A 12,952-nucleotide genomic window follows, 5' to 3' on the forward strand; every position below is an offset into this window, starting at 1 on the left:
AGTTGCTTTGTTTGACGCAATTCAATTCTTGCAAAGCCTTACCGAGCTTGATTTTTTCGAGATATTCCAGAAAGATTTTGCTTCCTCCGACGCTTGTGGCGTTTTGCAACGAAAATTCGGTCTTGATTTTGCTGATGGGCGTGATAAACTTCACCTAAAGGGTGCTCCTTTCTTTGGGTGATGTGATGTAAGCAAACACCATTCTACCAAAGATTTGGAGCACTTTTTATTTTTTTCAGAAGAGATTACTTTCGAAATTCAGGATAAACTTTATTTTAAGATTATTTTACGCCCGCTTGATATTGGGAAGAAGTTGTCCGTGTACCCTTAAAGCTGTAGTTCAAACTATACAGCGAACGAAAACGGAGGGTACCATGACCATCGCAAAAGGAAAGAAAAGCGCAAGGCTTACGATTGTATCGGCTATCGTCCTGTTGCTCGCCGCCTGCGGCAGCCAGGCGGAGCCGCCGACCCGCGGAGGGGGAGCGCAGCCGCAGGCTTCCGGAGCTTCGCATGCAGGCGGGACGGGCGGAGCACAGCAGCCGCAGACGGACGCCGGGGCTTCGTCAGAAGCGGGCGGAACGCAGAGCACAGGACAAGAGGCCAAGGATACCGGAGCAACCATTTATTTGTACGGCAACGACTTCGTCGATTTCATCGCGCCCAAATTCACGGAAGCGACCGGCTTCAAGATGGAGGCGGTCCATTATGGCGGGGGCGAGGCGCTGGCCAAGATCGAGGCGGAGCAGGGCAACCCGCAGTGGGATATCCTGATGATGGACGGGCACGGCTCCGTGCGGAACTTGGCCGACCGCGATTTTTTGCTGACGGGCTGGAAGCCGGACAATCTCGCCAAGCTGTCGGAGCAGGGGAAAGGCTACGTACCGGCGGATCTGTCCTATTTTCCTATAGGCATTCATGCCGCTGCCCTGATCGCCTACAACACGGACAAAGTATCGGCAGACAAGGCCCCCCGGACTTGGGAGCAATTCTTCGCCTATGACGGCCCGGTCGGACACGCCGATCCCGCTGTCGCCGCTCCGGCGTATCCGCTCGTCTCCGCTTTCTTTGAGCGGTGGGGCGTGCCTAAGGCGCAGGAGCTGTACACGCAGCGCTTCAAGGACGGACTGCGCGTATACCCGAAGAACGGCCCGGTCGGCAAAGCGCTCCTCAGCGGAGAAATTCATGTCGCCGCACTGCAGGAGCACAACGCCTACGAGCTGAAGCTGGCCGGCGAGCCCGTCGAGGTGGTCTGGCCGGAGGAAGGGGCCCCCGGAAGCCTTCGCATCGTCGCCATCAGCAAGCAGACCAAAAATCCGGCCGCGGCCAAAGCGTTCGTCGAATTTATGCTGAAGCCGGAGACGCAGCAGATGTTAACGGCGCTGGATTCGACGGACAGCTTCTTTACCCCGCTGGCCGAAGGGGTTAGCGCCAGAAGCGAGCGCGAGCCGAACGGCACATTTCTGCTGCCGACGGCGGAGTGGGCGGCGGAGCACGAAGCGGACATCAAGACCTGGTTCGCCGACCAGAACATTCAGTAGGAGACGAAAGCGATGAAAGCTTCGGAAGCCCGGTGGGGGGGCGGCGTCTCGCTCCTCCTGTTTGTTTTTATCTTCCTGCCGCTGCTTGCCGTTCTGCTGAACGTTATCCTGCCGGGGCTGTTCTTCGGACAAGTTCAATACGGCGGCTTCGGCCTCGTCGGCGAAATATTCCATCGTCCGCTGTGGAGGCAGTCCTTTATCAACTCGCTGACGCTGGCCGTAGGGGCGGCAACGCTGGGCATCGTCATTGCCGGCATACTGGCTGCGGTCCGGGCGCGCTGGGATTTTGCCGCCGCCAAGCTGCTTGGCCCGACCGTCCTACGCGGCCGGCTGGACGCTGGTGTTCATGGATACGATCGGCGATTTCGGCCTGCCTGCCGCCTTGGCGACGGTCTACAAATTTCCGACGCTGACGTATTCGATCTATTCGGCGATCTATCAATCGCCGGTTCGCTTTGATATGGCCGGCGTGCTCGCCTTCTATCTCGTGCTGGTGCTCGCTGCCGCGATGGGGCTGCTCGTGCTTTCGCTTCGCCGTTCGCGGTTCGACTTTCTGAACGCGAAGGCCGTTCGGACAGTCAAGAACCGGCCGCGGCATGCCTGGCTGTACAATGCGGCCGTCGGCGGGTTTCTGCTGATCTGCCTCGGCGTCCCGCTCGGAACGAGCGCCGTCGTCTCGCTGCTGAGCAAGACGGGGGCGGGGCTGACGAGAGACAATTTGACGCTGGACCATTACCGGGCCTTGCTTGCCGGATCGGCGGGCGACCATCGGCTGCTCGATTATGCGGAAGGGATGCTCCATTCCTTGTCTGTTGCGGCTCTTGCCGCTGTCTTCAGCATGCTGATCGGCTTCGTTTCCGCCTATGTGCTGAGCTTCACGGAGTCGCGCTTCAAATCGGCCATTCAGCTGTTTTCCATCGTTTCGCTGGCGGTCCCGGGGGTCGTGCTCGGCATCGGGTACATTTTTATCTGGAACCAACAATGGCTCGAGCCCATCGGCCAGCATTTGTACGGCACGCCGTCTTTGCTCGTCATCGCCGGGATCGCGGGGGCCATACCCTATGCGGTCAGAGTGCAGCTTGGCGCGTTCGGCAACGTATCGGGCACGATGCTGAAGGCGGCGGCGATGCAGGGGGCCGGCACGCTCGGGCGCATGCGGGACATCGTCCTGCCTTTGGTCAGGCAGTCGCTGCTGCTGGCCACGCTGGCTTCGTTCGGCACGAGCATCTTCGATCTGGCTCTGGCATCCATGCTGAAGCCGGCCAACTATTCGTTGATGCCGCTCGTGATCGACCGGGCCTTCGAATTTTCGCAGTACGGCTACGCCACGGCCGCGAGCGTCGTCAGCTGCGCCGTCGTCGTGCTGCTGATCGTCGTCCTGCAGCTTGTCGGACGCGGGCTTTTTCTATACATGGATCGCATAAGGATCAAGGGGGGCCGCCAATGAGCGCTTTGCTAAAATTACGGGGGATCGCCAAATCGTTCGAGGCCCAGCAGGTACTCAGGCCGATCTCGCTCGAGGTCGGGGAAGGGAAACGCATTTGCATTCTCGGCCCGTCCGGCTGCGGCAAATCGACGCTGCTGCAGATCGTCGCAGGCCTGCTGCCGCCGGACGGGGGAGAGATCGAGCTGGCCGGGATATCGGTAGAAGGGCGCGGGCGGCATGTGCCTCCAGAGAAGCGGCCTGTCAACATGGTGTTTCAGGATTATGCGCTGTGGCCGCACATGACGGCGAGGCAAAATATCGAGTACGGGATGAAAAGGCGCCGAACGCCGCGCGGCCAAATGGAGGAGAGGCTGCGGAGGCTTGCGGCTTTGCTCAAGCTGGAAGGGCTGCTCGACCGGCTGCCGGCGCAGCTGTCGGGAGGCCAGCAGCAGCGGGTCGGCATTGCACGGGCGCTGGCTACCGAGCCGAAGCTGCTGCTGATGGACGAGCCGCTCTCCAACCTCGATGTGAAGTTGCGGACGGATATGCGCGGGGAACTGGCTCGCCTGCTCGGAGAGCTGTCCATCGCCACGCTGTATGTTACGCACGACCGGATGGAGGCGTTCGCGATCGCGGACCGGATCCTCGTGCTGCGGGGCGGCGGGATCGACCAGCTGGGCCGCCCGGAGGAGCTGTTCGAGCGGCCGGCCAGCCCTTGGGTCGCCCAACTGATGGGCTACCACAACCGGCTGAACGTCGCCTTCGATGGGCGGACCCGGTCCGTAGCGGTCATCGCCGGCCAGCGCGTCAGCGGGCAGCGTATGTCGCCGGGCGAGGGAGCGGGAGAAGCGCCGGCAGGGGTGATGCTGCTGCATCCCGACGATCTTGCCGTCTGCGCTCCGGACCACTTGACGGCAGACGGGGGAAATCGGCTGCGCGTCACCGTGACGCAAGCGATCTATGAAGGCACGCAGTGGCGGCTCATTGTACGGCTGCGGGACGGGCAAACGCTTCACCTGTTTCATGGAGGGAGGGTGGAGCCGGGCAGCGAGCTGGCGGTATATGCGCCGCCCGAACGCGCCATGCTGTACGACGCGGTTCCGGCCTTCTGATGGGCAGATTGTTCGCGGTGTCGGATATTCACGGCTACGGCCGTTTGCTTGAGCGGCTGCTTGATCGCGCGGACTATCGTCCGCGGCAAGACCGGCTGTACCTGCTGGGCGATTATGTCAACAAAGGTCCCGATTCGGCCGGGACGTTGGACATCGTCGAACGGCTTTGCGCCGCCGGCGCGGTAGCGCTTCAGGGCAACAACGAGCGCAAATGGCTGCACCAGGTGCCCGGCGCAGCGGTTGCGGATGAGGCTGCGGCGGCGCGTTATCGGCGCTTCATCGCCGGCCTGCCTTTGTGGGCGGAATACGGCCCGTACCTGTTCGTCCATGCGGGCCTGCGTCCGGGCGTTCCGCTCTCCGCGCAGACGCCGGAGGATTTGACGGAAATCCGCGAGCCGTTCCACGGGTCGCCCGGCCTGCACGGAAGAATCGTCGTGTTCGGGCATACGTCTACCTTCCGCTTCGGGCTCCCGCCCGACGCGCTCTGGCAGAGCGACGGCAAGCTCGGCATCGATACCGGCGCGGGGCACGGCCATTACCTCAGCCTGGTCGAGCTGAACGAGGGCAGGCAGTGGTTGGTTCCGGTCGCCGGGCCTGCCGATGAGGCGGGAACTGCCGGTGGAGGCGGATCCGCCTGTGGAGCCGGAACTGGCCCCGTCGCGGTCAGACGGATCCGGTTACGGCTCCAGGATGTCATCCGGCCGGTGCAGAGGTCTCCGGGGCAGTAGCCTAGGGTACAGGCGGTGGCTTTGAGTGGGGGCAGGGGCGGTTTCGGATCGGCCTTGTTTGGGCTGTAGTCTGAAAAGGCCTCGGCAGCGGTGTGTCTGAACCGCGTTGGACTGGGCCGGATCCTGAATAGGCTTGGTCTGTGATGAATCTGAACTGCGCCTTGTCTGGGCCAGGTCCTGAATTGCCCCGTCCGTGGTGAGGCCGAACCGCCCCCCCGCTTGGGTCGGATCCCGAATTGGCTTCGTCTATAGCAGCCCTGAACCGTCTCTGCCTGAATCGATCCCAAACCTCGCCCTATCAGTATTGCTGTCGGACTGAGCCCGAACCCATCCGATTTGTCTCCGCCGGCTTGATGCCACTTGAATCGATCAGAATTAGACATAGATTGGGAAATTAGACCTTTTCAAGGTCTTAACTAGTCGAACTAGCCGCTTTTTCGAGAAATAGCGCCTTCGCGAGGCGTTATTTTGCGTCCGGCCCGGCTGAACCAGCCAGAATCGGGTCTCGCCAAGGAAATAAGGCCGTCGGAAGGCCTTAAGTTGCTGAATCGTCCAGCTTTTCGAGAAATAGCGCCCCGAAAAGGCGCTATTTCATTAGACCAACGTGTGGCATGATTTTGGTTGTAAGGCACGCACGCTGCAGCCATTTACTTTTAAATGGACAACCATGAAGTATATATGACATGATAGTGGGAAAGTTGGACGAAACGGCGCAATTTATGCTGCAGACGGCCGGTCTGACCCAGCAGAACGGTCTGAATCCGGAAACGGCCGATCGCCATTGGCGGCAGGCAACCGATGGTGGAGTCCGGAAGCGGCCGGTCGCCATTGGCAGCAGGTCGCCAGGGACGGTATCCGGCTGCAGCCGGATCATGGGCCACGAAGCGCCATCTGTCCGCACAAAGCACGGAATGACAGGATGGCCGGCAGTCCGTCTGCTATGCTATGAACAAGGAGTGGGGCCGATGGGATGGATCGAATCTTTGCAGAAAGCAATCGATTACATTGAAAATCATCTGACAGAAGAGGTGGATATTGAACAGGCGGCGAGAGCGGCAAATACGTCGGTGTTTCATTTTCAGCGGATCTTTACTGTCTTGACTGACATCCCGGTCGGGGAGTACATCCGCCGGCGCCGATTGACGCTCGCCGCGCATGAGCTGCTGAGCAGCAATGTCAAAGTCATCGATCTTGCCTGCAAGTATGGCTACGACACTCCGGAAGCTTTTACGAAAGCGTTCCGCAGGCAGCACGGAATCGCCCCGAGCGAGGCGAGAACGTCCGGCGGAACGCTCGTCACTTACAATCGCCTGACGATTCAGGTGAATTTGAAAGGAGCCGAACCGATGAAAGTAAAAATCGTGGAGCAAGGCGCATTTCAAGCCGTCGGGATCAAGCGGGAGCTGTCGATGGACGAGAGCGGGATTTTAGGGGGCGTAAGCGAGCTCTGGGATGAGGTGAACAGCGACGGCACGTGCGACCGGATCGCTGCGCTGATCAACGGTCCGGTCCGGGGAATCTTGGGTATCTGCGCATCCGACCCGACCAAAGAACCCGGCAGGATGGAGTACTGGGTTGCCGCCGCCCATGACGGTCCGGTACCGGAAGGCTTGCTGAGCCTCAAGGTGCCGGCCTCCCGTTGGGCCGTGTTCGAGGTGCTCGGTCCGATGCCGGACGCCATGCGCCAGAAGTGGAAGCAAATTTACAGCGAATGGTTTCCGTCCAGCGGTTATACGCAGGCAGGGGCCATCGAGCTGGAGGTGTACCCCGAAGGGGATGTATCGAAGCCGGATTATTATTCCGAAATTTGGATTCCGGTAAAATAAGGTCCGCGAAGGCGGCGGTTTCGCTCCGCTTCCTTCATGCACATCCTTCCGCGATTTTTCGCGGATTTTTTTCATTTCTTTCGTTCGTCGGAGAACCGTGTCCGCCAAAATCGGGAACAGGCAGCGGTGCTGCTCTTGCGTGAAATTTTCGACTGGATTGCCGCACATGCTTCTTTGCACCAAGACAGACAGCACATGTCCCTCGTTATCCGGCTTTTGAACGGTAAAACACGCTGAAGATCAAAGATATCGCCGACGTTCGGCTGCAGCCGAAGCTTGTGGGTTAACGCTTACTTGCCCGAGTTCAGCTCATAGAACGGTGTACCTTGCTTCGCACCGTGCGCAGCTCCCAACGTGCGAGTTTCGCTGTATGACGGAGGGCCGGTCGATTCGGTACATTATCGCACTCCGGGAAAACATTTCCCGGATCGCTGTTTCGGTTTAAAGATGCGTGACTGCCGCCAATGTTGCACTTTGTACAAGAAAAACCGGGCTTTTGATCGTTTAACGGAGGGAATGTTGCACAATGTACAAAATTTCGGACGAATTTCATCGGTTTTTACGCCGAGCGGGCTAAATTGTTGTACGAAATACAATATTCTGGGTTAATACACTTATAAAAGTAAAAAATATTGTATTTTATGCAGGATTCTAACCTTTTTCAGTTGACTGGTACCGGCCGGGACAGAGAGACCTGAACTGGAACCCGGGCCGGACACAGAATCGGACCCTGAACCGAGACCTGGACCGGAACAAGACAGGTTTTATACTAAACAGATGGCCAGGGTGCAAAACGAACGCAATTCCTCCCGATTTCCGGCGTCGAGCACATTGAACGGGCAGGCCAGGCCTATTTTCCCAATATTGAGTTCGCGGTTTATTCAAATGCTGCTTCCCGACAACCAAACAGCGGTACAGGTAATTCGGATGCAAAAAAAATGTTGCGCAAAGTAGGTTGTAAAAATAAACAAAGTATAATAAAATAACTTCAAGATAAATTCATAGTAAATACATAGGAATTATATAATTAAATTTGGCATACAGAAGACGGAGGCTGCAAAATGACACAACCGATGCTGGCGGTGGAGGTCGACAATATTTCCAAAAGCTACGGCGCAAGAGGGGGCAGCGAGGAGATTTTGCGCAATATTTCGCTCAAGGTCGCGCAAGGGGAGCTCGTCTCTCTGCTCGGACCGAGCGGCTGCGGCAAAAGCACTTTGCTGTCCGTCATCGGAGGGTTCGTCAGCCCGGACCGGGGGCAAGTCCGCTTGAACGGGCGGGCCAAAACCAGCCCCGACCGGGAATGCGTGATGCTGTTCCAGCATTACGGGCTGCTGCCGTGGCGCTCAGTGAAGAAGAACGTCGAGCTTGGTTTGGAGCGGCTTCCCGCCAAGGAGCGCGAGGAGACGGCGATGGCGTACATCAGGCTCGTCGGCTTGGAGGAGCGGGCCGGGCACTTTCCGCACCAACTGTCCGGCGGGATGCAGCAGCGGGCGGCGCTGGCCAGAGCGCTGGCGATTCGGCCGAAGGTGATTTTAATGGATGAGCCGTTCGCAGCGCTGGACACGTTCACCCGGTACTATCTGCAGAACGAGCTGCTGCGCATTCACGCCCAGGAGAAGCCGACGATCCTGTTCGTCACGCACGATATCGACGAAGCGGTGTATTTGTCCGACCGGGTGCTTATCATGAACGCCTCTCCGGGACAAATTCGCAGGGAAATCGCCATTCAAACGTCCCGGCCGAGAGATCGGGGAAGTGCCGATTTTCAGCATTACCGCAAGCTTATTCTGGAGCAGTTCGAACTGACGGGAACGCAGCCGAGCGAAGAGTTCAGCATTTAATTGAAGGAGAGGTATTTTTCGATGAAACCGACACGCATGTATTCATTCCTGTTCTTGTTCCTGCTTGCGCTCGCCCTTGCAGCCTGCGGCAGTTCCAAGGAAGAACCCGGCGCTTCCGCGCCTGAGGCATCCTCTTCCGGAGGGGACCTGCGAACGATAAAGATCGGTTATTTGCCGATCACGCATGCCGCTCCTTTATATGTTGAGGATGAGCTGGGAAAGGGGAAGTTCAGCCATTTCAAGCTGGAGCTCGTCAAGTTCGGCTCTTGGCCGGACCTGATGGACGCGCTGAACAGCGGCCGAATCGACGGCGCGTCCGTGCTCATCCAGCTGGCGATGGCGGCGAAGGAACAGGGTCACGACCTGAAGACGGTCGCTCTCGGCCACAAGGAAGGCAACGTGATCGTGACCGCCAACGACATTCAGCAGCCGGCCGATCTCAAAGGAAAAACCTTTGCCATCCCGCACAAGTTCTCCACGCATAACTTGCTGCTGTACCTGATGCTGAAGCAGGCGGGGATGAGCTATACCGACGTCAACGTCGTGCAGCTGGCGCCTGCGGAGATGCCGGCCGCCCTGGCGGAAGGACGGATTGCCGGCTACGTCGTCGCCGAGCCGTTCGGCGCGAAGTCCGTCGCCATTCAGAAGGGCAAGGTGCTGTTCCAATCGGCTGACCTGTGGAAGGATTCGATCGACTGCGCGCTCGTCCTGCGAGGCGAGCTGATCCGAAGCGACAGGGAAGCGGTTCAGGAATTCGTAACCGAGTACGTCAAGGCCGGCCAAAAAGCGGAGCAGAAGGATGCGGAAGGGCGTGCCATTTTGTCCAAATATATGAACGTCGACGAGAAGGTATTGGACCTGTCGCTGGAATGGATCCAATACGACGACCTGCGCGTGAGCGAGGCTTCCTACGAGGAGCTGAGGAAGCTGGCGGTAGAGATGGGCCTGTCGCAAAATCCGCCTGCGTATCAAGATTTTGTCGACCACAGCTTTATCGATCAAGTGAAGTGATATGACGACGATGAAAAGTGTTCAACGTCCGCTCCAAATCGTTATCGGCGTCGGCCTGCTGCTGGCCCTGTGGCAGGCGGTCGTCAGCGCCGGATTATATGAGGAATCGCTCCTTCCTTCCCCAGGGACTGTATGGCAGGCCATTGTCTCCATGATTCGAGACGGAACGCTGGCTGAGCATCTCGGGGTAAGCCTGTACCGCTTTGCCGCAGGCTATATCTTGGCATCCGCGACGGCCATCGTGCTTGGGCTCATTCTGGGCAGGCTGCCTGCACTTTGGGGGATTATCGACCCAATCGTTCAGGTCGTGCGGCCCGTCTCGCCGATCGCCTGGTCTCCTTTTATCGTGTTATGGTTCGGCATCGGCGACGTGCCGGCTATCGTCATCATTTTTTTGGCGGCGTTCTTTCCGGTCCTGCTGTCCACGGTCGGCGCCGTCCGCAAGGTCGACGCCACTTACCTGAAAGTAGCGCAAAACTTCGAAATCGGCGGCTGGCGGCTGTTCGCCAAAATATTGTTTCCCGCCGTCTTTCCATACATCGCCAACGGGCTGCATATCGCCATAGGCACCTCGTGGATTTTCCTCGTGTCGGGCGAGATGGTGGGCGCGCAGTCGGGGCTCGGGTTTCTGATCGTCGATGCGCGCAATCAACTGAGGCTCGATCTGGTGTTGGCCGGCATTGTGTTCATCGGTTTATTCGGGCTGCTGCTGGACCGATTGGTTCGCGTCGCCGAGCATTGGATTCAGCGGCAGTGGGGAGGAGGGCAATAAATATGGCTACGCCTCGATCACCTTGAGGTCGTCAACGTTCGTCTGACAGTGAGGACAATGATACGAAATATCCACCTCGTGACCGCAGGAAGCGTGAATCAGTTTTTTGTAGCATTTCGGCAAATGATGACGGCCCCAGTAAATGAGCGAGTTGAATACCGTCTCCAGCGCCTCTCCGCTTTCCGTCAGCTTGTAGCGGTAACGCGGCGGATGCTCGGAATAGAGCGCGGAGACGATGAGGCCGGCTTCTTCCAAATATTTCAGCCGGTCGGACAGCAGCTTGGAAGAAAGGCCTGTGAGCGATTTTTTAATCTCGTTGAAGGTCGTCCGGCCGATCATCATTTCGTGAATAATCAGAAGCGTCCAGCGGTCGCCGATGATGTTCAAGGTTTGGGCAATATTGCACGGAAGATCGTAACGGTCTTTACTCATGGCTTGGTCTCCATTTCATGTTCGTTAAGTACTACTGCCATCATATCACATTTTGCTTATAAAGTATCATTTTAATACTTAGTTGTTTTATCACACTCAATCCCAAAAATTAAAGGAGCGAATTTCCCATGGCACTTTATCTCGTCGAATCGGTACAAAACGGAAGTATTAAAGACAAGGACAGCTTCGAGCGGCAGCTGGCCTCTGTGCGCAAGGAACTGGGCGAGCGGGGTATTGACGTCGTCGAGGTGCAGGTTTCCCGCGATTTTTCCAGAGCGTTCTATATTTTCGAAGGGGCGGAGCGTTCCGCGATCAATGAAGCGCTGCGTCAGCTCGGCATTCCCGTTACGCTGATCAAGCCGGTCCGCCTCGTCGGCAAGGAGCTGGAGGAGGTTAAGGCTCAATCCGATTCCGTCAATTACTTGGTGGAATGGAATTTGCCGGAGGGCATCACGATGGAGCAATATTTGGAGCGCAAAAAGAACAACTCGGTGCACTATGCCGAGGTGCCGGAGGTCGCTTTTACGAGGACGTACGTGTGCGAGGATATGACGAAATGCTTGTGCTTCTACGACGCGCCGGACGAAGCGGCGGTCAAGAAGGCGCGCGAAGCAGTGAAGGCGCCGATCGATACGATCACGGAAATTTTGCCGGGCAACTGAGCGATGGGCAGAGGAAAGGGGGCAAGGGGGAATGGAGGAGGATACGCGTCCGATCGTCGAGCGGTGCATCCGCGAAGAGTTGAAGCCGTACGTCAAAAAAATCGACACCGAGGCCTATTATCCCCGGGACTATTTGACGGCGCTCGGGCGCAGCGGCCTTATCCGGTCGGATGAACAGCCGCTTGCGGGCGTGCTGCTTCGGGAGACGGCTTTGGTCGAGGAGACGTCTTCCGTCTGCATGACGACGGGGTTTAACCTGTGGTGCCATTTGGCGGCAGTCAAGTATTTGCGCTTAAGCGACAACGCCTATTTGCGGCAGACGATTCTCCCGCAGCTGGAGAACGGCGATCTGCTCGGGGGAACGGGGCTGTCGAACCCTATGAAATTTTATGCGGGGCTGGAGCGGCTGCAACTGCGCGAAAAGCTGGGCTACCTCGCCTTGAACGGCAGCGCGACTTACAGCTGCGAGTTTGACGAGACGATTGTGCCGGACCGCTGGATCGTCTCGGAGCAGGCGGACGCCTTCGTTCCCCGCATTCGGCCGGTGTTCGTGCTGTATCAAATCCCGCTGGGTCTTGGCATCACGGACAGCGCGATCCGCTCGATAGAGCGCGCGGAAGGCAAGCAAAACGGCTGCAACCGCTATTTGGGCATTCAGGTGAGCGAGCTGATCGAGGAGCTTGCCGCTTTGCGGGAAAGTACGTACGCGTTATGCCGCAGCGTCGTTGAACCCGGGGAGGTGGAGCTGAAGCCGTTCCTCGCGGCGAGGCTGGCTGCCGTCAAGCTGGCGCTCAAGGCGGTCCAGGCCGACATGTTTCATAACGGAGGAGCGGCGTACCTGCAGAGCAGCGGGCCTTCGCGGCGGCTTCGGGAAGCCTATTTTCTGGCCAATCTGACGCCGACAGTGAAGCATCTGGAAAAAATGCTGAGCCTATAAAATAACCCCGGAAGGCCGATAATGCCCAGCCTCCCGGCGCAGGTCTGTTCGAGGGCGATCCGGGCAGCTTATCCGCTCGATACGCTCTATGGACTCATATATTTGTTCGAACAGACCGGGGCGGAGAGCGTTAACTCGAGAGTAGGGCGGGTAACCGAGGAGGAGGCGTTGACTAGTAAGGGGCGAGTAACCGTGAGGGAGGCGTTGATTAGTGGAGGGAGCGATAACGCCTTTTCGAGGCTTTATTCGCGAAATTTCGCTGAATTTGTGCGGAATAGCGCCTTCCCGGGGGCTTATTAGCGGGGAATCCGCTTGCAAAACACCGAAAAGGGCGTCTCCGCAGGAAGTAACGCCTCTGCAAACCGTTATTTTCCCTGAATCCGTGACATGGATTTAGCCTAAGTTACAGGTTTGGTATTTTGTGGATGATTTTAGTGATTTACCTGGAAAGAGGAGTTCGAATGGATCATCATTTTGTGCCTTTCAGTCTGCATCATCTGTTTGTAGGCATGCCAAATAAGCCTGTCTTTTTGCAGGTCATTGCATGGGGTTGGACGGCATTTCGCTAGTTTAAGCAAATGCTTGGTAGATGCGTCTTGCGGTGAGAAACCAAGGACTGTTGCAGCCAAAGTTAAGAGCGATTCTCCCGGCGTGACGGACG

Annotated in this window: 13 protein-coding genes and 1 pseudogene; 11 read left to right on the forward strand and 3 right to left on the reverse strand. The window is 57.8% G+C overall.

Annotated features, from left to right (window positions below; genetic code table 11):
* Positions 1-154: pseudogene (locus tag F591_RS33460) on the reverse strand (IS1380 family transposase); the annotation flags it as partial.
* Positions 155-374: 220 nt separating this feature from the next.
* Here F591_RS33460 and F591_RS0125605 point away from each other — a divergent pair.
* The 9 genes from F591_RS0125605 (at position 375) to F591_RS0125640 (ending at position 10,260) form a co-directional block, all read left to right on the forward strand.
* Complete coding sequence (locus tag F591_RS0125605; protein ID WP_019537439.1) at positions 375-1,541, forward strand: extracellular solute-binding protein; 1,167 nt, start codon at positions 375-377, stop codon at positions 1,539-1,541.
* 12 nt (positions 1,542-1,553) lie between these two features.
* Entirely contained in the window at positions 1,554-2,000 is a 447-nt protein-coding gene (locus F591_RS33170; protein ID WP_245581136.1) for a hypothetical protein, read from the forward strand.
* A complete protein-coding gene (locus F591_RS29145; protein ID WP_245581137.1) occupies positions 1,888-2,988 on the forward strand; it encodes an ABC transporter permease in 1,101 nt (366 codons plus the stop codon). The genes F591_RS33170 and F591_RS29145 overlap by 113 nt, the downstream gene beginning before the upstream one ends.
* Positions 2,985-4,079, forward strand: coding sequence for an ABC transporter ATP-binding protein (locus tag F591_RS0125615; RefSeq protein WP_019537440.1), 1,095 nt, complete (start codon positions 2,985-2,987; stop codon positions 4,077-4,079). The genes F591_RS29145 and F591_RS0125615 overlap by 4 nt, the downstream gene beginning before the upstream one ends.
* A complete protein-coding gene (locus F591_RS0125620; RefSeq protein ID WP_019537441.1) occupies positions 4,079-4,807 on the forward strand; it encodes a metallophosphoesterase in 729 nt (242 codons plus the stop codon). The genes F591_RS0125615 and F591_RS0125620 overlap by 1 nt, the downstream gene beginning before the upstream one ends.
* 683 nt (positions 4,808-5,490) lie before the next feature.
* A complete protein-coding gene (locus F591_RS0125625; protein WP_019537442.1) occupies positions 5,491-6,633 on the forward strand; it encodes an effector binding domain-containing protein in 1,143 nt (380 codons plus the stop codon).
* 1,061 nt (positions 6,634-7,694) lie between these two features.
* The gene (locus F591_RS0125630) at positions 7,695-8,477 is read left to right on the forward strand and encodes an ABC transporter ATP-binding protein (protein WP_019537443.1); all 783 of its coding nucleotides are present in this window, start codon (positions 7,695-7,697) and stop codon (positions 8,475-8,477) included.
* Positions 8,478-8,498: 21 nt separating this feature from the next.
* Positions 8,499-9,488: an ABC transporter substrate-binding protein gene (locus tag F591_RS0125635; protein WP_019537444.1), complete on the forward strand. Its 990-nt coding sequence runs from the start codon at positions 8,499-8,501 to the stop codon at positions 9,486-9,488.
* Between the two features lie 10 nt (positions 9,489-9,498).
* Positions 9,499-10,260 carry an ABC transporter permease gene (locus tag F591_RS0125640; protein ID WP_026326909.1) on the forward strand — a complete coding sequence of 254 codons (762 nt, stop codon included), beginning with the start codon at positions 9,499-9,501 and terminating at the stop codon, positions 10,258-10,260.
* Between the two features lie 6 nt (positions 10,261-10,266).
* Here the strand turns inward: F591_RS0125640 and F591_RS0125645 are convergent, their stop codons facing one another.
* Positions 10,267-10,692, reverse strand: coding sequence for a winged helix-turn-helix transcriptional regulator (locus F591_RS0125645; RefSeq protein WP_019537446.1), 426 nt, complete (start codon positions 10,690-10,692; stop codon positions 10,267-10,269).
* A 128-nt stretch (positions 10,693-10,820) separates the two neighbouring features.
* Between F591_RS0125645 and F591_RS0125650 the strand changes: the two genes are divergently transcribed.
* Both F591_RS0125650 and F591_RS0125655 read left to right on the forward strand, forming a co-directional pair.
* Complete coding sequence (locus F591_RS0125650) at positions 10,821-11,354, forward strand: DUF4242 domain-containing protein (protein ID WP_019537447.1); 534 nt, start codon at positions 10,821-10,823, stop codon at positions 11,352-11,354.
* A gap of 31 nt (positions 11,355-11,385) precedes the next feature.
* Complete coding sequence (locus F591_RS0125655) at positions 11,386-12,291, forward strand: acyl-CoA dehydrogenase family protein (RefSeq protein WP_019537448.1); 906 nt, start codon at positions 11,386-11,388, stop codon at positions 12,289-12,291.
* 431 nt (positions 12,292-12,722) lie between these two features.
* Here F591_RS0125655 and F591_RS32490 read toward each other — a convergent pair.
* Positions 12,723-12,952: hypothetical protein (locus tag F591_RS32490; RefSeq protein WP_211217636.1), on the reverse strand; the 230-nt coding region annotated here is incomplete at its 5' end.

Origin of the sequence: Paenibacillus ginsengihumi DSM 21568, assembly GCF_000380965.1 — a bacterium.
Taxonomy (GTDB): domain Bacteria; phylum Bacillota; class Bacilli; order Paenibacillales; family NBRC-103111; genus Paenibacillus_G; species Paenibacillus_G ginsengihumi.

Coding starts and splice junctions, on each gene's coding strand:
- F591_RS0125605 (WP_019537439.1), top strand. CDS start 375: ATGACCATCGCAAAAGGAAAGAAAAGCGCAAGGCTTACGATTGTATCG.
- F591_RS33170 (WP_245581136.1), top strand. CDS start 1,554: ATGAAAGCTTCGGAAGCCCGGTGGGGGGGCGGCGTCTCGCTCCTCCTG.
- F591_RS29145 (WP_245581137.1), top strand. CDS start 1,888: ATGGATACGATCGGCGATTTCGGCCTGCCTGCCGCCTTGGCGACGGTC.
- F591_RS0125615 (WP_019537440.1), top strand. CDS start 2,985: ATGAGCGCTTTGCTAAAATTACGGGGGATCGCCAAATCGTTCGAGGCC.
- F591_RS0125620 (WP_019537441.1), top strand. CDS start 4,079: ATGGGCAGATTGTTCGCGGTGTCGGATATTCACGGCTACGGCCGTTTG.
- F591_RS0125625 (WP_019537442.1), top strand. CDS start 5,491: ATGATAGTGGGAAAGTTGGACGAAACGGCGCAATTTATGCTGCAGACG.
- F591_RS0125630 (WP_019537443.1), top strand. CDS start 7,695: ATGACACAACCGATGCTGGCGGTGGAGGTCGACAATATTTCCAAAAGC.
- F591_RS0125635 (WP_019537444.1), top strand. CDS start 8,499: ATGAAACCGACACGCATGTATTCATTCCTGTTCTTGTTCCTGCTTGCG.
- F591_RS0125640 (WP_026326909.1), top strand. CDS start 9,499: ATGAAAAGTGTTCAACGTCCGCTCCAAATCGTTATCGGCGTCGGCCTG.
- F591_RS0125645 (WP_019537446.1), bottom strand. CDS start 10,692: ATGAGTAAAGACCGTTACGATCTTCCGTGCAATATTGCCCAAACCTTG.
- F591_RS0125650 (WP_019537447.1), top strand. CDS start 10,821: ATGGCACTTTATCTCGTCGAATCGGTACAAAACGGAAGTATTAAAGAC.
- F591_RS0125655 (WP_019537448.1), top strand. CDS start 11,386: ATGGAGGAGGATACGCGTCCGATCGTCGAGCGGTGCATCCGCGAAGAG.